Here is a 19,544-nt window from a genome sequence, read left to right on the forward strand (position 1 = left end):
CCTTGACTGGCCGCCCGCCCCGCATCCTCGTCATCGCAGGGTCCGACAGCTCGGGCGGCGCGGGGATACAGGCGGACATCAAGACCGTCACCATGCTGGGCGGCTATGCCATGACCGCGATCACCGCCATCACGGCACAGAACACCCGCGGGGTGCGCGCGGTGGAGGCGCTTTCGCCCGACATGGTGGCCGCGCAGATCGACGCCTGCCTGGAGGATATCGGTGCCGACGCGGTGAAGATCGGCATGCTGGGCAGCCCCGACATCGCCGAGGTGGTGGCGGACCGGCTGGAAGACCTGGGAAAGCCCATCGTCTTCGATCCCGTGATGGTCGCCACCAGCGGCAGCGTGCTGGCGGACGAGGCGACGGTGGAAGTGTTCGAGTGGCTGATGGAGATCGCCACGCTGACGACGCCCAACGTCCCCGAACTCGAAGCGCTCGGCGGTGCTTCCGGCATGGCGGATCGCGGCGTGGCATACCTCGCCAAGGGCGGCGACGCAGACGGGCCGATGGTGGAGGATCGCCTGGTGCGCCCCGGCATGGAGGACACCGTGTGGAGCGACGCGCGCATCGTCACCAAGCACACCCACGGCACGGGCTGCACCCTGTCCAGCGCGATTGCCACCAACCTCGGCCACGGACTCGACCTTCAGCAGGCGATCGCCGATGCCCGCCTGTTCGTGCGCGAGGCGCTGAAAAGCGCACCCGGCTTCGGCTTCGGCAACGGACCGCTGGGGCACCAGGCGGTGCGGTGAGCGCGAGGTCTCGGCATGTGCCGAGGGTGAGGGGCTAGCGAGGTTTAATAAACGCAGCTTCTACTTGTGGCTGGAAGCCGATGTGACGCGGACCGACAGTCATTCGACGGTCAACCTGTACGCGGCCCCCTGACCGGCGCGTGGGCCCACAGCGCCAAGTTTTCCATTGTAGAAAGTCGTGCCGTAAAATGCGCCATCTGAGCCCTGGACGACTCCACCTGCCGGGTATGACGGCTCCTCGCTCAGCAAGCCAAACCTGTACAACACAGTCAGATCCCCGCCGGTGGTCATCCTGAAAATCACCCCGGTCCGCTCAGTTGCAAGGAGGCCCCCGGACTCGGTGGTTCCGTATAGATTGCCATCGGAACCAACCGTCAGATATGGCATGGGGTGGTAGCCTTCGTCTTGCGTCCCGGTGCCATCTTCACCAGGAACTGCAAAAGCATGAATTATTTCCAGATCGCCTTCCCCGTCCAATCTGAATACCGTCCCGCAACTGGCCCAAGCGAGGCAAACGCCCCCTCCACCGAAGTAGGTGGTGCCATACATTGCTCCATCCGGCCCGATCGAAACCGGTCCGTATGGAACAGCGCCATCGTCCGGTTCACCGGAGAACGTATGGAGTGTCGAAATCTGTCCTGACTTGGTCAGCCTGAAAAGTGTTCCGCAGCCGGCAATTTGCTCGAAAGCGCTGCAAGCGTCGTTTCCTGCAACCCTCGTTGTACCATACAGGCTGCCATCGCTTCCTTCCGTCAGGGAACCGTTGGGTACTACTCCGTTTGCCGGATCAACCCCGAATTCATAAATCACAGAATGCTGACCTGCTGGGGTCAGCTTGAATATCGTTCCGCAATCCTCCCCATACTGCCCGCAATCGCTGGTTCCGCCCCCGATAGTCGCGCCATAGAAATTGCCGTCGCTGGCTTCGAGCAAACGCCCGTGGGGGCGATTGCCTTGTGAACCTGGTTCGCCAAACGAGTGCAGCACGGTGAATGTACCTGACAGCGTGACCCGATAAATCGTCCCGCGATTATAGGTGCCTCCGCTGATGGTCGCTCCGTACAGGGCGCCGTCGCTGGCCTGGATCAGAGCACCATGGGGCCACCAGCCATCATGGGGTGCCTGCGAAAAGTGATGAAGGATGGTTACGTCGCCGCCGGGCGTCATTCGGTAAAGAGTGCCGCAGGATTGCTTCCCATCATTGCAACGGTTGGCGCCGCCCGAAGGCGTCACACCGTAGAAGTTACCGTCCGACGCCTGAACAAGAGGATCGGACGGCTCGGCACCGTCGGTTTCCTCAATCCCGAAGACATGCAGGAACGTGATCTCGGCGCTGGGCGGCGAAGGTGTGGGGGAAGGAGTTGGTGTCGGTGATGGTGTTGGCGCCGGAGCCGGAGAACCGACAACAGGTGGAGGCGACGAATTCCCTTCACCCCCGCAACCTGCAAGGGCCGCAGTTAGTGCGGTTGCCAAGATCGCCCGCGACAACTTCATCGATATACCCCCCGAGACCGGCCTGCCCATCGCTTCTAAGCAGAATTATGCGTCTGTAAAGAAAGCATAAGGTATCAAAGGGGCATAAGAGATCTTGTGCTTGAGGGGGCGGCACTGGTTGACCTACGCCAAGCGTGCGCGGAGCAAGGCGTGGGGTTTCCAGGGCAAAGAACGGTTTCTGCGGCTGGTCTCTAACGCAAGCCCGCTTGCAGGCGACGTCAGGCAACTTCCATATGGCACACCGTAAGAAAATTGCAGGAAGGGAGGATGCGACGGAACGTCCACATCGGGTCGCAAGCCGGTCTTCGCTCCCGCCCTCTCAATCCTCGCAGTTCATCCCCGCCGCGCCATTGTCCTTTAGGCAGTAGAATCTGCGGATCGCGTCCCAGCCTTCCTCGGCGGTTTCGCACCAGGTGATGAGGTCGAGATCCTTTTTCGAGATCGTGCCTTCCTCGGCAATCGCCTCGAAATTCACCACGCGGTTCCAGAACTCCTTGCCGAACAGCAGCACCGGAACCGGCTTCATCTTGCCGGTCTGGATCAGGGTGAGCAGCTCGAACATCTCGTCCATCGTGCCGAAGCCGCCGGGAAATACCGCCACGGCCCGTGCGCGGATCAGGAAGTGCATCTTGCGCAGCGCGAAGTAGTGGAAGTTCAGCGACAGGTAGGGAGTGACGTAGGGATTGGGCGCCTGTTCATGGGGCAGCACGATGTTGAGGCCGATGCTCTCCGCGCCCGCATCGCTCGCCCCGCGATTGGCGGCCTCCATGATCGAGGGGCCACCGCCCGAGCACACGACGAACTGCCGCTTGCCGTCCTCGACGATCGCCTTCTCGCTCACCATGCGCGCCAGGCGATAGGCCTCGGCGTAATATTTCGCCTTTTTCGCCAGGTTGCGTACGATCAGCGCCTCGTCCTCGGGCAGGTTGTTTGCCTCTTCCAGCGCCAGCTCCGTCGATTCCGGCGGAGGTATGCGGGCCGAGCCGTACATCACCAGCGTGGAGCCGACGCGCGCCTCGTCTAGCACCATGGTGGGCTTGAGCAATTCCAGCTGGAAGCGCACCGGGCGCAGTTCCTCGCGCAGCAGGAAATCCTCGTCGCGGAAGGCCAGGCGATAGGCCGGGTGGCGGGTCTGCGGGGTCTCGTTGTCGATGGAGTCGGCGAAGCCTGCCTCCATGTCGGCGTGGTAGAACTTGTGGTCCTTCAGGTCGTGATCCGGATTGTCGGGCTGGTCGGCCACGCTGCTCTCCCTCTTGCGCAGGACTGGGCCACCGCACCTAGTGCGTCACCATGACGATTGAAAGGCGCGAAATGTCAGGGCGCGATCCACAGCCGCAGCACCCAGGCGACCGCGCCCAGCACGGCCACGCTGGCCACCCAGATCGCCGCCATCCAAGCCAGTCGCTTCCACAGGGGGCCGGGTTCTTCGGACATGTATCCTCTTCTCGCGCTGCCGCTTCGCCGGCTGAGCGCCCTAGTGGTATCCTTCATCGTCCACCTTCCCGCGGAACACCCAGTAGGCCCAGGCGGTGTAGGCGATGATCAGCGGCATGGTTATCGCCACGCCCACCAGCATGAACACCTGGCTGCGCTCGGGCGCGGCCGCATCCCAGATGGTGACATCGGGCGGAACGACATTGGGCCAGATGGTGAAGCCCAGCCCTGCCATGCCGAAGAAGAACAGCAGCAGCGCCAGCCAGAACGGCTTCGAATTGCGTTCCTTCGCCACGGCCCGCAGCATGGAGACGGCGACGATCGCCGTGACGATGGGCACCGGCGCGGCAAGGTAGATTTCCGGCGCGCTCAGCCAGCGCTCGGCATATTCGGGCCGCAGCGCGAGGTTGTAGAGGCTGACGGCGCCCATCAGCGCCAGCGTCGCCAGCGCGGCGCGCTTGGCCAGCCTGCGGGCATGGGCCTGCCCCTCGCCGTCCAGCTTCCAGATCAGCCAGGTGCTCCCCAGCAGGGCGTAGCCGGCCACCGTGCCGAGGCCCGTCAGCAGCGTGTACGGCGTCAGCCAGTCCCACCAGCTGCCGGCATAGGCGCGGCCGTCCACCTCTATCCCCTGCAGCAGGGCGCCCAGGATCATGCCCTGCGCCATGGCCGAGACCAGCGAACCGCCGGTGAAGGCGCCGTCCCAGAACGCGCGGTGCGAGGGATCGCGCCAGCGGTATTCGAAGGCCACGCCGCGAAACACCAGGCCCAGCAGCATGGCGATGATCAGCGGATAGGTGGCGGGCAAGATCACCGCGTAGGCCAGCGGGAAAGCGGCGAACAGGCCGCCGCCGCCCAGCACCAGCCAGGTCTCGTTGCCGTCCCACACCGGCGCGATGGAATTCATCGCCCGGTCCCGCTCGCGCCCCGGCGCGAAAGTGGGAAAGAGGATGCCGATGCCGAGATCGAACCCGTCCATCACCACGTAGGCGAACACGGCGAAGGCGATGATGAAGGCCCAGATGGTGGTGAGGTCCACGTTGATATCCGGTGTCATGGCGCTTCCTCCGGTTCATGCTTGGTGCCGGAGAGATCGCGGGTCGTGGCGTCGGTGGGATCCTGCGTCGGACCCGGCGTGATGCCGGCCGTGCGGATCGGCCCCTTGTCGCCGCGCTTCGCGCCCAGCTCGCCGGTATGCGGGGCCTTTCGCATCAGGTGCAGGATGTACCACACGCCCGCCCCGAAGACGGCGAAGTAGACCACCACGAAGGCCAGCAGCGATGCCCCCACGGCGGGCGCGTCGAGCGGGCTGGCGGCATCGGCGGTGCGCAGCAGGCCGTAGATGACATAGGGCTGGCGGCCGACTTCGGTGGTGATCCAGCCGCACAGCACGGCGAGGAAACCCGACGGCCCCATCACCAGCGCGGCGCGGTGCAGCCATGTCCAGTCGTACAGCTTGCCGCGCCAGCGCGCGAACAGGCTCCAGACCCCCACGGCCATCATGCCAAGGCCGATCGCGATCATGATGCGGAAGGCCCAGAAGACGAGGAAGACCGGCGGCTGATCTTCATCGGGCACGGTATCCAGCCCTTCGATGGGGGCATCCCATTCGTGCTTCAGGATCATGCTGGAAAGCTTGGGGATGCCCACGGCGTAGTCCAGCCGCTGCTCCTCGTCATTGGGAATGCCGAAGACGTAGAGCGGCGCGCCGTCGGGATAGCTCTGGTAATGCCCTTCCATGGCCATCACCTTCTGCGGCTGGTGCTCCATGGTGTTGAGGCCGTGCATGTCGCCCGCCACGATCTGGATCGGCGCGACGATGGCGGCCATCCACATGGCCATGGAGAACATCTTGCGCGCGTGCACGTTCGCGCGGTCTTTCAGCAGGTGCCAGGCGCCGACACCGCCCACCACGAACGCGGTGGTGAGATAGGCCGCCAGCACCGTGTGGACCAGCCGGTAGGGAAAGCTGGGATTGAAGACGATCGCCATCCAGCTCTCGCCCGGAAGGTATTGTCCGTTCGCGCCCATCTCGAAACCGACGGGGGTCTGCATCCAGCTGTTCACCGAGAGAATCCAGAAGGCCGAGACGAAGGTGCCCAGGGCCACCATCAGCGTGGCGGCGAAGTGCAGCTTCTTGCCCACCTTGTTCATGCCGAACAGCATCACGCCGAGGAAGCCAGCCTCGAGGAAGAAGGCCGTCAGCACCTCGTAGGCCATCAGCGGCCCGATCACCGGACCTGCCAGGTCGGAAAAGACCGACCAGTTGGTGCCGAACTGGTAGCTCATCACGATGCCCGAGACGACGCCCATGGCAAAGGTGATGGCAAAGATCTTTATCCAGTACTTGAACAGGTCGAGATAGACGTGGTTCTCGGTCTTCAGCCACAGGCCTTCCAGCACGGCCAGATAGCTTGCCAGTCCGATGCTGAAGGCGGGAAAGAAGAAGTGAAAGCTTACCGTGAAGGCAAACTGGATCCGGGCGAGAAGCAGTGCGTCTAGGCCGTCGAACATGTAGATCCCTTACCCGGTTGCGCGTTGTGCAACCATTGGAAGTTACGCATCACGTGGTGCGATAGTTTCAACTCAGATCATGCCGCGCGCCCAATCGTCGGGCCGGCCATCGTCGGAACCGTCGTCGCGCAGCGCCTCGTCGAAGGCGCGCGACTGCGACAGGTAGACCTCGCCGGTCAGCTCCTCGAGGAAGTGCGTGCGCTGCAACTTGTCCATCACCGGGCCCTTCACTTCGGAAAGGTGCAGCTTGATCCCGGCATCGGACAGGCGGTGGTTGATCGCCTCCAGGCTTTCGAGGCCCGATGCGTCGATCTCGTTCACCGCGCTCGCCATCAGGATCACGTGGCGCACCCTTGGGCGGTCGGCGACCTGCTCCAGCACGTATTCCTCCAGCCAGCGGGCGTTGAGGAAGGTCAGCGCCTCGTCGATGCGGATGGACAGCACGTGGTCGGCGGTGAAGACCCGGTGGCGTTCGATGTTGCGGAAATGCTCGGTATTCGGAACGCGGCCGACGATGGCGGCGTGCGGGCGGCTGGCGCGCCACAGGTAGAGCAGCAGGCCGACGGACACGCCCGCGATCACGCCCATCTCCACCCCTGCAAGCAGGGTGATGGCGATGGTGGCCACGTGCGCGGCGAAATCGGCGCGGGAATAGGTCCACAGTTGCTGCGGGGTCTTCAGGTCCACCAGGCTCAGCACGGCGACGATGATGGTGGCCGCCAGCACGGCGATCGGCAGGGCGAACAGCAGCGGCGTGAGGAACAGCGAAGCGAGCGCGATGCCGACGGCGGTAAATGCCCCGGCGGCAGGCGTCTGCGCACCGGCATCGAAGTTCACCACCGAACGTGCGAAGCCGCCGGTGACGGGATAGCCGCCGGAAAACGCGCTGGCGACGTTGGACGCACCAAGGCCGATCAGTTCCTGGTCGGGCGAGATGCGCTGGCGACGCTTGGCGGCCAGCGTCTGCGCGACAGAGACGCTCTCGACGAAGCCGATGATGGAAATGAGCAGGGCGGGCACGATAAGTTGCTGGATCAGCGACAGGTCGGTGCTGGGCACGGCGAATGGCGGCAGGCCGGAGGGGATCTCGCCGGTGATGTTCACGCCCTTGCCTGCAAGGTCGAACGCGATCACCGCCAGGATGCTGACCGCGACAGCCGCCACGGGGCCGGCCTTGGCGGCGATATCCGCCGCGCGGGGCTTGAGCCCAAGTCGCACGAGCAGAGGCTTCAGCCCCTTGCGCACCCAGAACAGGAAAACGATGGCGGGCACGCCAACCGCCAGCGTCCAGGGGTTCGTCCCCGGCAGTCCTTGTGCCAGCGACCCCAGCATGTGCGGCCAGGTATCGCCGCCCGCCTGGACACCCAGGATATGCCGCAGCTGGCTGGTGGCGATCAGGATGCCGCTTGCGGTGATGAACCCGCTGATGACCGGGTGGGACAGCAGGTTTGCAAGGAAGCCCATGCGCAGCACGCCGAGCACGAACAGCATCACGCCCGACAGCGCCGCCAGCGTGATCGCCGCTTCGAGATACTCGGTCGTTCCCTGCGCCGCCACGGCGCCCGCAGCGCTGGCCGTCATCAGGCTGACCACGGCCACCGGCCCCACGGCCAGCGTGCGGCTGGTGCCGAACACGGCATAGGCCACCAGCGGCAGGATCGAGGCATAGAGGCCCACTACCGGCGGCAGACCCGCCAGCAGGGCATAGGCCAGGCTCTGCGGGATCAGCATGATGGTGACGATCACCGCCGCCACCAGGTCGCTGCTCAAGGCATGGCCGTCATAGGCCCTTCCCCATTCGAGGATCGGGAAATAGCGGGCTAGCATGTCGCGGTGTCAGGCTCCGCCGATCGGCCGGGCCATCCATTCGCGCCCCTTCAGCATGGCGTTCCAGTAGATGCCGGGCAGGATGTCGACCTTCAGCGTCCAGGCCGCGCGGCTGGGCCGGGTTCCGTCGATCATCCACAGGGGGAACGTGGGCAGCAATTTTCCGCCATAGCCGAATTCGGCGAGCACGATCTTGCCTCGCTCCACCGTGAGCGGACAGCTGCCGTATCCGTCGTACTGGCCCGGCAGCGGCTTGCCTTCCAGATGTGCCAGCAGGTTCACCGCGGCCACCGGCGCCTGCTTGCGGGCGGCGGCCATCGTCTTGGCGTTGGGCATGTTGCCGCAATCGCCCGCGGCGAAGACGTTGTCGTGGCGGACGTGCTGCAGGGTATACTGGTCCACCTCGGCATAGCCCGCCTCGTCGGCGAGCGGACTGGCGGCGACAACGGCATTGCACTTCTGCGGCGGGCAGACGTGGAGCATGTCGAACTCGCGCTCCACCTCGCCGTCTTCGGTTGCGAAATACGCCTTCCCTGCCGGGCCATCGACGCGGGTCAGGGTGGAGCCGAGCTTCAGATCGATACCGTAACGCTCGACGTATTCCATCAGCGCTGGGACATAGTCCGATACGCCGAACAGCACGCCGCCGTTGTTGTGGAACTCGACCTCGATATCGTCCAGCACACCGCGCTTCTCCCACTCGGAGCAGGAGAGATACATCGCCTTTTGCGGCGCGCCCGCGCACTTGATCGGCATGGCGGGCTGGGTGAAGAGCGCCCGGCCTTTGCGGGTCTGCTGCACGAGTTCCCAGGTATAGGGGGCGAGGTCGAAACGGTAGTTGGAGGTCACGCCGTTCCTGCCCAGCGTTTCGGGAAGCCCTTCGATCTCCTCGAACGCCAGGCGATTGCCCATGGCCACGACCAGCGCATCGTAGGTGACGCGCCCGCCTTCGCCGTATTCCACCGCGTTGGCGGCCGGATCGAAGCCGGTCACCGCCGCTTTCAGCCAGGTCACGCCCTTGGGCATGACGGAGGCTTCGGACCGCACCGTCTCGTCCTTTTCGAACACGCCGCCGCCCACCATGGTCCAGCCGGGCTGGTAATAGTGCTCATCAGCGGGCTCGATCACCGCGATGTCGAGGCCGGGGTGGCGGTGCAGCAGCGATGCGGCAGTGGCAATGCCTGCCGATCCGCCGCCCGCGATCACCACGGTATGATGGGTTGATTGGGCGCTCATGGGAAATTCCTCTCTCGCTATGTCTATCCGCTCACCGCTTCATGCAGCTTGGTGCAGCGATTGCCGGTGCGGCAGTAGGCCAGCACCGGCTTCGGAAGCTCGTCCAGGGCGCGGGCGAACGCGGCGCTCTGCATCTCCACCGTGTGTTCGGCATCGACCGGGATGTGCCGCGCTTCCATGCCCTGCTCCCGCGCCGCGGCGGCGATCTGCGCGAAGTCGGGCTGGCCCGGCTCCTCGTCGTCCGGCCTGTTGCAGATGACGGACCTGAACCCGGCCCTGGCCAGTTGCGCCACCTCGTCGGGGCGGACCTGACCGGTCACAGACAGGGTGTCGGACAGCTTCGTCGTCTCCATCAGGCCTTTCCTTGTGTCATGCGGTGAACGGCCATGCCCGCCAGCATGGCGACTACGAAAATAGCTGCCCCTGCGGGTTTGATGGCAAGCGCGGCGACACCCGGGCCCGGGCACAGGCCGGCGATGCCCCATCCCACGCCGAACAGCACGGCCCCTCCGATCAATTGCGGAGTAAGTTCGCTCTTGGTGGGAACGTGGAAGTCGTCATCCAGGATCGGGCGAGCCATGCCGGGCACGATCCGCCAGGCGATGAACATCACGACCAGCGCGGCGCCCATCACGAAGGCGAGAGTCGGATCCCAGTCGCCGAACAGGTCCAGGAACCCGCGCACGCGGGCGGGATCGGTCATGCCGCCGATGGTTAGGCCTGCGCCGAACACTCCTCCGGCGATCAGTGAAGCGATGGCCCTCACGTGCCGCGCTTTCCGCAGGTGTTGATGCCCAGCGGCAGATAGGCCGGGCAGAACCTGACCAAGCTGGTCAGCACGAACACCGCGGCCACGACATAGGCGATGATGGCGAGCGTGCCGGAAATCGTGCCGGTTGCCGCCAGCGCCACGAGAACGATCGCGGCGATGATGCGCAAGGTACGGTCGAGAGAACCCATGTTCGTCTTCATTTCAACACCTCCATTCCAAGGGAATTCATCACTGCGACCGTGGCGATGCCCGCGGCCATGAAAGTCAGCGTGGCGACGATCGAGCGGCCCGACAGGCGACTCATGCCGCAGACGCCGTGGCCGCTGGTACAGCCGCTGCCCATTCGCGTACCGAACCCCACCAGCAGGCCGGCAGCGACCAGCGGCAATGGCCCTGCGAAACTCGGATCGAGCCCGCCGCGCGCCAGCATCACGACCAGCGCGCCCAGGGGCAGGCCGACCACGAAGGCCCAGGCAGAGAGGCGGTCCATGCCGCTGCCGCCGAGGCCCGCCGCCTTGGCGGCGATGCCGGACACGCCGGCGATGCGGCCCAGGGCCAGCAGCATGATCGCCGCCGCCACGCCGATCAGCGCGCCGCCGATCAGGCCGTCGACGGGGGCTGCATCGGGAAAGCCGGGCAGCGTCATACCGCGTTCACCGGTATCTTGATGTAGGCGACGCCGTTATCCTCCGGCTCGGGCAGGCGCCCGCCGCGGATGTTCACCTGCACGCTGGGCATGATGAGGGTGGGCATGTCGAGGGTCTTGTCGCGGCTCGTGCGCATCTCGACGAACTCTTCCTCGGTCACCGAGTCCTTCACGTGCACGTTTTCCTCGCGCTGCTGCTTCACCGTGGTTTCCCAGGCGTATTCGTCGCGGCCCGGAGCCTTGTAGTCGTGGCACATGAACAGCCGGGTTTCCTCCGGCAGCGCCAGCAGACGGCGGATCGAGTGATACAGCTGCTTCGCGTCGCCGCCGGGGAAATCCGCGCGCGCCGTGCCGAAGTCGGGCATGAAGATGGTGTCGCCCACGAAGGCCGCATCGCCGATGATGAAGGCCATGTCGGCGGGGGTATGGCCGGGCACGTGCAGGGCAATGCCCTCCAGCTCGCCCACCTTGAAGGTCTCACCGTCGGCGAACAGGTGATCGAACTGCGAGCCGTCGCGCTGGAAATCGGTGCCGGCATTGAACAGCTTGCCGAACACGTCCTGCACCCGGATGATTTCCTTGCCGATGGCCAGCTTGCCGCCCAGCTTTTCCTGCAGGTAGGGCGCAGCGGAGATGTGATCGGCATGCGCGTGCGTCTCGATCAGCCAGGTGACCTTCAGGTCGTTCTTCTCGACGTATTCGATCACGAGGTCGGCAGACCCGTAGGACGTGCGGCCGGAATTGGGCGCGTAGTCGAGGACGGAATCGATGATCGCCGCCTCGTTCGTGGCGGGATCGTGCACGACATAGGTAATTGTGTAAGTGGCTTCGTCGAAAAAACCCGCGATCGTGGGGCGCTTGCTCTCGTCGGCACGAGCGCGTTCGACCTGGGCGGATGCGACGGCAAGGGCTTCATCGGTGCTCATTATCAAACGTCCTATAATCAATTTCGTAAATTGAAGATATGTATTGCGTCGATTCGCGTCAAGAGCTATGTCACTTGCATGTATTCTGAAAACGAGAACTCCGGTAATTCCCCAAGGCCCTCGCCGCCCCGCATCGGGGACAGGGCGCCCGTGTTCACGGCGCGAGCGACGACAGGGCCTGTAAACCTCGCCGATTTTCGCGGGCGCTGGCTCGTGCTGTTCTCGCACCCGGCGGACTTCACGCCTGTCTGCACGTCCGAATTCGTCGCCCTCGCCAGAGAGGCCGAGCAATTCGAAAAGCGCGATTGCGCGCTGATGGCGCTATCCATCGATACGCTGTTCTCGCACTTCGCCTGGCTGCGGCTGATCCGCGACCACTTCGGCGTCGAGGTCCGCTTTCCGGTCATCGAGGATCCGACGATGGTCATCGCCGGGGCCTATGGCATGGCCGCTCCGGGCGACCCCGACAGCTGGGGCGTGCGCAGCACCTATTTCATCGATCCGTCCGGCGTGATCCGCGCCATGACCTGCTACCCGCCCAACATCGGACGCTCAGTTCCCGAGATGCTGCGCGTGCTCGATGCGTTGCAGGCGGCAGACGATACCGCCGCGCTGGCGCCTGCGAACTGGACGAAGGGCGATCCGTTGCTCAGCCCGCCCGGAGATGCGCTGGACGATGTCTTTGCCGCAGAAAAGCCCGGCGACTGGTTCTGGCAGGAGCGCAAGCGATGACAGACGAAACGCTGCTCGACTCGCTCAAGGCCATAGCCCACGCCTCGCGCCTGCTTATCCTGCAGACGCTGGCGAAGGGGGAGCGGAATGTCGGCGAGATCGAGGAGGAGACGGGCATCGGCCAGCCCACGCTCTCGCAGCAGCTTGCCATCCTGCGCAAGGCCGACCTGGTGCAGACGCGGCGGCAGGCGAAGCTGGTCTACTATTCGCTTGATGAGGATGCGTTTGCCCGCGTTGGTGCGGCCCTCGGGAATCTGGTGCCCGCCACCACCCGCAGGCCGGCCGACCCGATCACGCGCGGGCCTGCGCCGGGCGTGGCGAATTTCGCCCGCCTGCAGATCTAGTTCGCAACGCTTCACCTCGCCGTCCTTTTTTGCCAAAGGGGAGCGCAAGCAGCGCACCTTTCGCGCCCGAACAGGACACAACACCCGATGATCCGCACCGACTGGACCCGCGAAGAGATTGCCGCGCTCTTCGACCTGCCATTCACCGAACTGCTGTTCCGCGCCGCGTCGGTCCACCGCGAACACCACAGCGCGGACGAGGTGCAGCTGTGCACCCTGCTTTCCATCAAGACTGGCGGCTGTCCCGAGGATTGCGGCTACTGCTCGCAGAGCGCCCATGCCGACAGCGGCGTGGAAGCGACCAAGCTGATGGACGTGCGCCAGGTGCTGCAATCGGCGGCGCAGGCCAAGGATGCGGGAAGTCAGCGCTTCTGCATGGGCGCCGCGTGGCGCAACCCGAAGGACCGCGACATGCCCAGGATCGTGGAGATCGTGAAGGGCGTGCGCGAAATGGGCATGGAAACCTGCATGACGCTGGGCATGCTGACGCCGAAGCAGGCGGAGCAGCTCGCCGAGGCGGGCCTCGACTACTACAACCACAACGTCGACACCGGCCCCGAATATTACGAGCGCGTGATCACCACCCGCAAGTACGAGGACCGGCTCACCACGCTGGAAAACGTGCGGCAGGCGGGCATCAACGTATGCAGCGGCGGCATCGTGGGCATGGGCGAGACGCGCGAGGATCGCGTCGGCTTCGTCCACACACTGGCGACGCTCGAACGCCACCCGGAAAGCGTGCCGGTGAACGCTCTGGTGCCGGTCAAGGGCACCCCGCTGGGCGACATGCTGGCCGATACGCCCCTGGCGAAGATCGACGATATCGAGTTCGTGCGCACCGTGGCGGTGGCGCGCATTGCCATGCCGATGAGCATGGTGCGCCTTTCCGCCGGTCGCGAGAGCATGAGCGACGCCACGCAGGCGCTGTGCTTCCTGGCGGGGGCAAATTCGATCTTCACCGGCGACAGGCTGCTGACCGCGCCCAATGCCGGCGACGACAGCGATGCCGCCCTGTTCGAACGCCTGGGCCTGAAGGCGATGGAAAGCGAAGAGCCGATGCGCGCCGGGTGCCGGAAGGCCGAAGCCGAACTGACCTGAAGGCCACCAGCTTCAATGCTAGACCATATCCGCCATTCGCTCGAGACGATCGCGGCGAAGGATCGCACGCGCGTGCTGCGCGCGGTCGAGATGCGCGGTGACGGGCGACTGGTGCGTGACGGGCGCGAACTGCTCGACTTTTCCAGCAACGACTATCTCGGCCTTTCGCGGCATCCGTTGCTGATCGAGCGGTCGGGCGAATACCTGCGCCGGTCAGGCGCTGGTGCGGGCGCCTCGCGGCTGATCACCGGCACGACCGCCGATCACCTCGCGGTCGAAGGCAAGGTCGCCGCGTTCAAGGGCAGCGAGGCGGCGCTGCTGTTCGCCACCGGCTGGCAGGCCAACGCCGCCGCAATCCCGGCGCTGGCCAAGGCCACGAAGGGCACGGTGATCTTCGCCGACCGGCTGGTGCACAACTCGATCCACGCCGGCTGCCGCGCCGCGCAGGCGGAGGTGCATTTCTACGACCACGACGATTGCGACCACCTGCACGCCCTCTTGCAGGAGCATCGCGAGGCCCCGGCGCGCATGATCGTGACAGAGAGCGTCTTCAGCATGGACGGCGACCGCGCCGACCTGCCGCGCCTGAATGACCTCGCGCGCAATCACGATGCCCTGCTCTACGTGGACGAGGCGCACGCCACCGGGCTGTTCGGCCCGCGCGGCGCGGGCCTCACCGCGCAGCATCCCGGCGCGCAGGTGGTGATGGGCACTTTCAGCAAGGCGCTGGGCGGCTTCGGCGCCTACATCGCCTGCTCGCCGATGGTGCGCGACTACCTCGTCAACATGTGCGCCGGACTGATCTTCACCACCGCCCCGCCGCCCGCCGTTCTGGGCGCGATGGACGCCGCGCTGGAGCTGGTGCCCGGCATGGACGCCGAGCGGGAACATCTCTCCCGGCTGGGAGAGCAGCTGCGCACGGGGCTGCATGACATGGGCCATCACACGCAGGGCTCCACCACGCAGATCGTGCCGCTCGTCGTCGGCAGCGAGGCCGACGCGCTGTCCCTTGGCCAACACCTGCTGGACGCCGGGATAGCCGCCCTGCCCATCCGTCCGCCCACCGTGCCGCGCGGGACCAGCCGCATCCGCTTTGCCCTGCGTTCCACGCTGAACGCGCAGGACGTGGACCGCGTACTGTCGGCCATTTCGGACTGGAAGCGCCCATGACCGGCTTCATCGTCACCGGCACCGATACCGACGTCGGCAAGACCGTGTTCGCCGCCGGTCTGGCGCAGGCGCTGAGGGCGTCCTACTGGAAACCCGCGCAGGCGGGGCTGGAGGGCGAGACGGACAGCCAGGCCGTGGCGCGGCTCGCTCCCGATGCGCTGGTCCTGCCAGAGGCCTATCGCCTTGCCACGCCCTGTTCCCCGCACGAAGCGGCGCGGGTGGACGGCGTCACGATCTCCGACGCGGCTCTGGAACTGCCCGAAACCGACCGCCCGCTCGTGGTGGAAGGCGCGGGCGGCGTGCTGGTGCCCTATCGCGAGGACCTGCTGGCGGCAGACCTGTTCGCCCGCTGGAACCTGCCCGCCATCCTGGTCGCGCGCACGCAGCTTGGCACGATCAGCCACTCGCTGCTCTCGATAGAGGCGCTGCGCGCGCGGGGCATCGCGGTGGCGGGCGTCGCTTTCATCGGCGCGGAGGAGCCCGTGGCGGAGGGCGCGATCACCCGCATCGGCAATGTGGCGCACCTCGGCCGCCTTCCCCGCCTCGACCCGCTGGACGCCGAAACGCTGGCGAAGGCTTTCGCCGCCAATATCCGCACGGACCTGCTGGCATGAGCCGCTCGCCCGTGTGGCATCCCTTCCACCAGCACGGGCTGGGCGAGGACATTGCGCTGGTGACGCGGGGCGAAGGTGCCGTGCTGCATACCGCCGACGGGCGGCGGGTGATCGACGCCATATCCAGCTGGTGGGTGACCACCCACGGCCACAACCACCCGCGCATCATGGCGGCGATCCGCGAGCAGACGGAAAAGCTGGACCAGGTCATCTTCGCGGGCTGGACCCACGAACCTGCCGAAACGCTCGCGCGCGGGCTGGTGGAGATGATGCCCGCCGGGCTGGATCACGTGTTCTATTCCGACAGCGGCTCCACCGCCGTGGAAGTCGCGCTGAAGATGGCGCTGGGATACTGGCACAACAGCGGCGAGCCGCGGCACCGGATCATGGTGCTCGAACACTCCTATCACGGCGATACCATCGGGGCGATGAGCGTGGGCGCGCGCGGCGTGTTCAACCGCCCCTATGCCCCCCTACTGTTCGACGTGGGCACCGTGCCCTTCCCCGGCGAGGACCCGCAGCCGAGCCTCGACGCGCTGGACGCCTCCTGCGCCGCGGGAGACGTCGCCGCCTTCATCGTCGAACCGCTGCTGCTGGGGGCGGGCGGCATGCTCACCTACCCGCCGCAGGTGCTGGCCGAGATGCGCGCGACCTGTGCCCGGCACGGCGTGCTATTCATCGCCGACGAGGTTATGACAGGCTGGGGCCGCACCGGCACGCTGCTCGCCTGCGAACAGGCCGGGGTCGCGCCCGACATCCTGTGCCTTGCCAAGGGGCTGACGGGCGGCGCGATGCCGCTGGCCGTCACCATGGCCACCGCGCCGATTTACGACGCGCATTATTCCACCGATCGTTCCAAGCTGTTCTACCACTCGTCCAGCTTCACCGCGAACCCGGTGGCCTGCGCCGCGGCAGTCGCCAACCTTGCCATATGGCGGGAGGAGCCGGTGCTCGATCGCGTCGCGACCTTGTCGCAGCGCCTGGGCGAGAAGCTGCAAGACCTGTCGCGGCGTGGCGACGTGGTCAGCCCGCGCCAGTGCGGCACGATGATCGCCTTCGATGTCGATGCAGGGGAGGACGCCGGATACCTCGCCGAGATAGGCCCGCGCCTGCGCGCCCATTTCTTCGCGAACGACGTGCTGATCCGCCCGCTGGGCAACACGGTCTACACCATGCCGCCCTATTGCATCACGCAGGACGATATCGACCGCGTGGCCGATGCCATGGCAGGCGCGCTGGACGCGTGCGTGCGCTAGGCTAGGCCATGCGCCCGTTCAGCTAGCGTCGTATTCGGACTGGAGCTGCGCCCGCGCCCTTTCCAGTGCATCGCGGTCGGCACTCTGTTCGATCGCTGCCTCCTGCAACTTCTCGAACATCACGCGATAGCGCTCCTCGTTCCTGCGCAGAGCCAGTTCGGCATGCCGCCTCTCGGTAATGTCGATGAAGCTCAACACCACGCCCTCTATGCGATCCAGGGACGGATTGCCGGGGTGCACGGGACAATGCGGAGAAATATGGGTCATCAGAGTAATATAGGTTAGTGAGAATTCTCAACTTTCGGGGACATGGTTCAGCAACGGATCAGCGCCGAATGCTAGATGGGTTGCCATGGCATTGTACTTTTTTCATTTCTTCGACGGCGAGAGCCTGGAGCTCGACGAGATCGGTCTGGACCTTTCCAGCGCCGAAGCCGCCTACGTGGAGGCGACAAAGGGCGCCCGTGCCATGTGGGCGGAACTGCTTGCCCAGCGGCGTGATCCGCTGCTCTGCCGGTTCTCGATCGAGGACGAGTGCGGGATCGAGTTGTTTGAGCTGCCGTTTTCCGAACTCCTCGATGATTGCAGGCGGACCGACAAGCGGCCGTTGCGCTCGCACGAAGAACTATCTCGTGAACTCGGCGACTCGCACCGCAGGACAAATGTGGAGAGGCAGGGGATCAAACAGAGGGTTTACGAGGCTCGCCAGTCGCTGGACGAATCCTCTAGACTTCTCGCGGAATTGAGCGAAATGCCCCCCTTCCCCGTTCGGAAATAGCTGCGGGAGGTATCCGGCCCGGTCTGGCCGGCACAGGGTAGAGGACTGGTCCGGCTAACCATGGAGATAGGCCGGATCGAACATCGCAATCTCCCACAATTTCTCCCGATCACGCACCGTTACATGCTTGTGGCGCAATTCGATGGTGCCGGCTTTGCGCAAGTTCTGCAGCGTGCGATTCACGTGCACCGCCGTGAGACCCGTCGCCTCGCCCAGGTCGGCCTGGGTAAGGGGAAAGTCGAAGCTGTCGTCGTCCGCAAGCCCGATGCCCTGCAGGCGGGTGTGCATCTCGCAAAAGAGATGGGCTATGCGTGCATTCGCCTGCCGCTGCCCGATATTGGCGGTCCATTCGCGCTGGATCGAAGCGGTCACCATCTCGCTCCACCACAAGGCCTTCAGCAGCTTCGGGTCCTCGTCGACGAGCGTCTCGAAATCGCCCCGCGCAATCTCCGCGTATCGAACGTGCGTCAGCGCGCCGAGCGAATGATCCATCTGTTCGAGCACGAATGCATTCGCATCGCAAATGTCGCCGGGAATCATCAGGGAGAGGATTTGCCGGTGGCCGTCCGGCAATTGCTTGTATCGCGCCACCCATCCCTCGAGGACGACCTTGATCGACTTCGGGCTCTCTCCTTCGCGCACCAAATCCTTGCGCGGGCCGATCGAACGAATCGATTTCGTGGCGGCTATCGTCAGCACCTGCCGCCGCGCCGCGCACAGCGCGTCGCACCTCAAGAGGTTTCTAGCCAGCGGGGAGTCTGCGCGTTCCATTAGTCTGTCGCCCATCATTTCTCGATGGACAGTCGCACCACCTCTCGGTGTTTGGCAAGCGAGTGGACGATAACAAAAGTTTGTTTTGAGGAGAATGCGGCGACGGCGGAGGGCGGGCATTTCCATGGGGCCGGACGCACATGGCGGCCGCAGCAAGGCCCCTTGCCTCTCCGAGGCCGGGTTCGAGATTTCAGCTTGAGCAAGCCTTCTGGTGCTGTTTGTCGAACAGTGTCCGCAGGATGCGCTTATCTACGAAAACCGCGACAGCGAGCGCAGCAAGCAACGACGCCAAGACGGCGGCGACCTGATTACCTCCGCCCAATTCCACGAGGCGGATTACCGGCAAGTGGATGGCGTAGAGCGGGAACGACAGCGCGCCCATAATCACAGCAGTCCTGGTGAACACCGATAGCTGCGCCGCCCCGACGATGAACAATGGGCACAACAGCGGGAAAACAAGGTCGAGTGTCATGGGAACACCCAGCCCGTAAACGAGGATCGCTATAGGCAGGGCGATGATCGCAGCTGATGGACTGATGCGCCATGCGGGAAAGTGGCGGGCTAGGATAATACCCAGCGTGTAGCAGGCGAAGATGCGGCACAACGCTTTCGGAAACATGGTTTCGACTTTTAGATCGAGACCGGGGCCGAAATATTGTGATCCGACAAGGGATGCAGCCGCGATCGCAACCAGCGCCTTCGTGGGCAATCTCCACAAGAGCGCCGCATGGGCGAAGTTGGCAATCAGTTCGACAAAGATGGACCATGCGGGATTGTTGACGGGGAACGGGCCGAAGGTCGTTTCATGGGTGGCCGGGTTAGGCAGAAGGAACAGCAGGGGCGCGAGCAATACTACGACCTCGAAGGCCGCGACGCCCGAAGCCACGAAGAAGATTGCGGCAACACCCGCCGCCGCGGCCATTGGTGGCCAGAGACGGACGTATCGTAGCTTGAAGAACCTGCCAGCAGACATGCGGAAGTCACGCTCGCCATAGGTTCGAGCGAGAATGAAACCGGAGAGGACGAAGAAGAAGTCGACCGCCAGATAGGCGCGGGAGAATATGCCAACGTCCGTTCCGTAGACGATGCGAACGTGAAGCAGCACGACGAGGATGGCGGCAATTCCCCGCTGCGCATCCAGTCCCGAAAGCCTCGCACTTCGATCCATACCATCCCCGTG

The 19,544-nt window shown here is 65.0% G+C and carries 23 protein-coding genes; 8 read left to right on the forward strand and 15 right to left on the reverse strand.

Annotated features, from left to right (window positions below; genetic code table 11):
• Positions 1–2 precede the first annotated feature (2 nt).
• Positions 3–755, forward strand: coding sequence for a bifunctional hydroxymethylpyrimidine kinase/phosphomethylpyrimidine kinase (gene thiD, locus AAA989_RS04265; protein WP_338241358.1), 753 nt, complete (start codon positions 3–5; stop codon positions 753–755).
• A gap of 99 nt (positions 756–854) precedes the next feature.
• Here thiD and AAA989_RS04270 read toward each other — a convergent pair whose 3' ends face one another.
• The 12 genes from AAA989_RS04270 to AAA989_RS04325 all read right to left on the reverse strand — a co-directional run bounded on the left by AAA989_RS04270 (position 855) and on the right by AAA989_RS04325 (position 11,601).
• Entirely contained in the window at positions 855–2,249 is a 1,395-nt protein-coding gene (locus tag AAA989_RS04270; RefSeq protein WP_338241359.1) for a choice-of-anchor tandem repeat GloVer-containing protein, read from the reverse strand.
• Positions 2,250–2,568: 319 nt separating this feature from the next.
• Complete coding sequence (locus AAA989_RS04275) at positions 2,569–3,426, reverse strand: LOG family protein (RefSeq protein ID WP_338242177.1); 858 nt, start codon at positions 3,424–3,426, stop codon at positions 2,569–2,571.
• A 137-nt stretch (positions 3,427–3,563) separates the two neighbouring features.
• The gene (locus tag AAA989_RS04280) at positions 3,564–3,683 is read right to left on the reverse strand and encodes a DUF2474 domain-containing protein (RefSeq protein WP_338241361.1); all 120 of its coding nucleotides are present in this window, start codon (positions 3,681–3,683) and stop codon (positions 3,564–3,566) included.
• Positions 3,684–3,723: 40 nt separating this feature from the next.
• The gene (gene cydB / locus AAA989_RS04285; protein ID WP_338241362.1) at positions 3,724–4,737 is read right to left on the reverse strand and encodes a cytochrome d ubiquinol oxidase subunit II; all 1,014 of its coding nucleotides are present in this window, start codon (positions 4,735–4,737) and stop codon (positions 3,724–3,726) included.
• Positions 4,734–6,194, reverse strand: coding sequence for a cytochrome ubiquinol oxidase subunit I (locus AAA989_RS04290; protein WP_338241365.1), 1,461 nt, complete (start codon positions 6,192–6,194; stop codon positions 4,734–4,736). Before AAA989_RS04290 ends, cydB begins: the two co-directional genes overlap by 4 nt.
• Before the next feature lie 72 nt (positions 6,195–6,266).
• A complete protein-coding gene (locus AAA989_RS04295; RefSeq protein ID WP_338241366.1) occupies positions 6,267–8,021 on the reverse strand; it encodes a SulP family inorganic anion transporter in 1,755 nt (584 codons plus the stop codon).
• A gap of 9 nt (positions 8,022–8,030) precedes the next feature.
• On the reverse strand, positions 8,031–9,257 hold the full coding sequence (locus AAA989_RS04300; RefSeq protein WP_338241367.1) for an NAD(P)/FAD-dependent oxidoreductase: 1,227 nt from the start codon (positions 9,255–9,257) through the stop codon (positions 8,031–8,033).
• Between the two features lie 23 nt (positions 9,258–9,280).
• Positions 9,281–9,610: a protein tyrosine phosphatase family protein gene (locus AAA989_RS04305; protein WP_338241369.1), complete on the reverse strand. Its 330-nt coding sequence runs from the start codon at positions 9,608–9,610 to the stop codon at positions 9,281–9,283.
• On the reverse strand, positions 9,610–10,023 hold the full coding sequence (locus AAA989_RS04310; RefSeq protein ID WP_338241371.1) for a DUF6691 family protein: 414 nt from the start codon (positions 10,021–10,023) through the stop codon (positions 9,610–9,612). The genes AAA989_RS04305 and AAA989_RS04310 overlap by 1 nt, the downstream gene beginning before the upstream one ends.
• Positions 10,020–10,229, reverse strand: coding sequence for a YgaP family membrane protein (locus tag AAA989_RS04315; protein WP_338241372.1), 210 nt, complete (start codon positions 10,227–10,229; stop codon positions 10,020–10,022). The genes AAA989_RS04310 and AAA989_RS04315 overlap by 4 nt, the downstream gene beginning before the upstream one ends.
• Positions 10,226–10,675, reverse strand: a complete 450-nt coding sequence (locus AAA989_RS04320) for a YeeE/YedE family protein (protein WP_338241373.1) — start codon at positions 10,673–10,675, stop codon at positions 10,226–10,228. The genes AAA989_RS04315 and AAA989_RS04320 overlap by 4 nt, the downstream gene beginning before the upstream one ends.
• On the reverse strand, positions 10,672–11,601 hold the full coding sequence (locus AAA989_RS04325; RefSeq protein ID WP_338241374.1) for an MBL fold metallo-hydrolase: 930 nt from the start codon (positions 11,599–11,601) through the stop codon (positions 10,672–10,674). The genes AAA989_RS04320 and AAA989_RS04325 overlap by 4 nt, the downstream gene beginning before the upstream one ends.
• A gap of 78 nt (positions 11,602–11,679) precedes the next feature.
• Between AAA989_RS04325 and AAA989_RS04330 the strand changes: the two genes are divergently transcribed.
• The 6 genes from AAA989_RS04330 (at position 11,680) to AAA989_RS04355 (ending at position 16,815) form a co-directional block, all read left to right on the forward strand.
• Positions 11,680–12,333 (forward strand): peroxiredoxin, encoded by a 654-nt coding sequence (locus AAA989_RS04330; protein ID WP_338241375.1) that lies wholly within the window; start codon positions 11,680–11,682, stop codon positions 12,331–12,333.
• Positions 12,330–12,677, forward strand: coding sequence for an ArsR/SmtB family transcription factor (locus tag AAA989_RS04335; protein WP_338241376.1), 348 nt, complete (start codon positions 12,330–12,332; stop codon positions 12,675–12,677). The genes AAA989_RS04330 and AAA989_RS04335 overlap by 4 nt, the downstream gene beginning before the upstream one ends.
• An 87-nt stretch (positions 12,678–12,764) precedes the next feature.
• Positions 12,765–13,775, forward strand: a complete 1,011-nt coding sequence (gene bioB, locus AAA989_RS04340) for a biotin synthase BioB (protein WP_338241377.1) — start codon at positions 12,765–12,767, stop codon at positions 13,773–13,775.
• A 15-nt stretch (positions 13,776–13,790) separates the two neighbouring features.
• Positions 13,791–14,945 (forward strand): aminotransferase class I/II-fold pyridoxal phosphate-dependent enzyme, encoded by a 1,155-nt coding sequence (locus AAA989_RS04345; protein WP_338241378.1) that lies wholly within the window; start codon positions 13,791–13,793, stop codon positions 14,943–14,945.
• Positions 14,942–15,559 carry a dethiobiotin synthase gene (gene bioD, locus AAA989_RS04350; RefSeq protein WP_338241380.1) on the forward strand — a complete coding sequence of 206 codons (618 nt, stop codon included), beginning with the start codon at positions 14,942–14,944 and terminating at the stop codon, positions 15,557–15,559. Before AAA989_RS04345 ends, bioD begins: the two co-directional genes overlap by 4 nt.
• Positions 15,556–16,815, forward strand: a complete 1,260-nt coding sequence (locus tag AAA989_RS04355; protein ID WP_338241381.1) for an adenosylmethionine--8-amino-7-oxononanoate transaminase — start codon at positions 15,556–15,558, stop codon at positions 16,813–16,815. Before bioD ends, AAA989_RS04355 begins: the two co-directional genes overlap by 4 nt.
• Positions 16,816–16,833: 18 nt before the next feature.
• Here the strand turns inward: AAA989_RS04355 and AAA989_RS04360 are convergent, their stop codons facing one another.
• Positions 16,834–17,082 carry a hypothetical protein gene (locus AAA989_RS04360; RefSeq protein WP_338241382.1) on the reverse strand — a complete coding sequence of 83 codons (249 nt, stop codon included), beginning with the start codon at positions 17,080–17,082 and terminating at the stop codon, positions 16,834–16,836.
• An 85-nt stretch (positions 17,083–17,167) separates the two neighbouring features.
• Between AAA989_RS04360 and AAA989_RS04365 the strand changes: the two genes are divergently transcribed.
• Positions 17,168–17,593, forward strand: coding sequence for a DUF6894 family protein (locus AAA989_RS04365; protein WP_338241383.1), 426 nt, complete (start codon positions 17,168–17,170; stop codon positions 17,591–17,593).
• Positions 17,594–17,647: 54 nt separating this feature from the next.
• Here the strand turns inward: AAA989_RS04365 and AAA989_RS04370 are convergent, their stop codons facing one another.
• Together AAA989_RS04370 and AAA989_RS04375 are read right to left on the reverse strand one after the other, a co-directional pair.
• Complete coding sequence (locus AAA989_RS04370; RefSeq protein WP_338241384.1) at positions 17,648–18,490, reverse strand: Crp/Fnr family transcriptional regulator; 843 nt, start codon at positions 18,488–18,490, stop codon at positions 17,648–17,650.
• A gap of 64 nt (positions 18,491–18,554) precedes the next feature.
• Positions 18,555–19,532 (reverse strand): acyltransferase family protein, encoded by a 978-nt coding sequence (locus tag AAA989_RS04375; protein ID WP_338241386.1) that lies wholly within the window; start codon positions 19,530–19,532, stop codon positions 18,555–18,557.
• Positions 19,533–19,544 lie beyond the last annotated feature (12 nt).

The organism is Aurantiacibacter hainanensis (assembly GCF_036321025.1).
Lineage (GTDB): Bacteria > Pseudomonadota > Alphaproteobacteria > Sphingomonadales > Sphingomonadaceae > Alteraurantiacibacter > Alteraurantiacibacter hainanensis.

Coding starts and splice junctions, on each gene's coding strand:
- bioB (WP_338241377.1), top strand. CDS start 12,765: ATGATCCGCACCGACTGGACCCGCGAAGAGATTGCCGCGCTCTTCGAC.
- AAA989_RS04275 (WP_338242177.1), bottom strand. CDS start 3,426: ATGGAGGCAGGCTTCGCCGACTCCATCGACAACGAGACCCCGCAGACC.
- AAA989_RS04315 (WP_338241372.1), bottom strand. CDS start 10,229: ATGAAGACGAACATGGGTTCTCTCGACCGTACCTTGCGCATCATCGCC.
- AAA989_RS04330 (WP_338241375.1), top strand. CDS start 11,680: ATGTATTCTGAAAACGAGAACTCCGGTAATTCCCCAAGGCCCTCGCCG.
- AAA989_RS04355 (WP_338241381.1), top strand. CDS start 15,556: ATGAGCCGCTCGCCCGTGTGGCATCCCTTCCACCAGCACGGGCTGGGC.
- AAA989_RS04290 (WP_338241365.1), bottom strand. CDS start 6,194: ATGTTCGACGGCCTAGACGCACTGCTTCTCGCCCGGATCCAGTTTGCC.
- AAA989_RS04320 (WP_338241373.1), bottom strand. CDS start 10,675: ATGACGCTGCCCGGCTTTCCCGATGCAGCCCCCGTCGACGGCCTGATC.
- AAA989_RS04325 (WP_338241374.1), bottom strand. CDS start 11,601: ATGAGCACCGATGAAGCCCTTGCCGTCGCATCCGCCCAGGTCGAACGC.
- AAA989_RS04300 (WP_338241367.1), bottom strand. CDS start 9,257: ATGAGCGCCCAATCAACCCATCATACCGTGGTGATCGCGGGCGGCGGA.
- AAA989_RS04365 (WP_338241383.1), top strand. CDS start 17,168: ATGGCATTGTACTTTTTTCATTTCTTCGACGGCGAGAGCCTGGAGCTC.
- AAA989_RS04270 (WP_338241359.1), bottom strand. CDS start 2,249: ATGAAGTTGTCGCGGGCGATCTTGGCAACCGCACTAACTGCGGCCCTT.
- AAA989_RS04375 (WP_338241386.1), bottom strand. CDS start 19,532: ATGGATCGAAGTGCGAGGCTTTCGGGACTGGATGCGCAGCGGGGAATT.
- AAA989_RS04370 (WP_338241384.1), bottom strand. CDS start 18,490: ATGGAAATGCCCGCCCTCCGCCGTCGCCGCATTCTCCTCAAAACAAAC.
- AAA989_RS04335 (WP_338241376.1), top strand. CDS start 12,330: ATGACAGACGAAACGCTGCTCGACTCGCTCAAGGCCATAGCCCACGCC.
- AAA989_RS04305 (WP_338241369.1), bottom strand. CDS start 9,610: ATGGAGACGACGAAGCTGTCCGACACCCTGTCTGTGACCGGTCAGGTC.
- AAA989_RS04280 (WP_338241361.1), bottom strand. CDS start 3,683: ATGTCCGAAGAACCCGGCCCCCTGTGGAAGCGACTGGCTTGGATGGCG.
- AAA989_RS04345 (WP_338241378.1), top strand. CDS start 13,791: ATGCTAGACCATATCCGCCATTCGCTCGAGACGATCGCGGCGAAGGAT.
- bioD (WP_338241380.1), top strand. CDS start 14,942: ATGACCGGCTTCATCGTCACCGGCACCGATACCGACGTCGGCAAGACC.
- AAA989_RS04295 (WP_338241366.1), bottom strand. CDS start 8,021: ATGCTAGCCCGCTATTTCCCGATCCTCGAATGGGGAAGGGCCTATGAC.
- cydB (WP_338241362.1), bottom strand. CDS start 4,737: ATGACACCGGATATCAACGTGGACCTCACCACCATCTGGGCCTTCATC.
- AAA989_RS04360 (WP_338241382.1), bottom strand. CDS start 17,082: ATGACCCATATTTCTCCGCATTGTCCCGTGCACCCCGGCAATCCGTCC.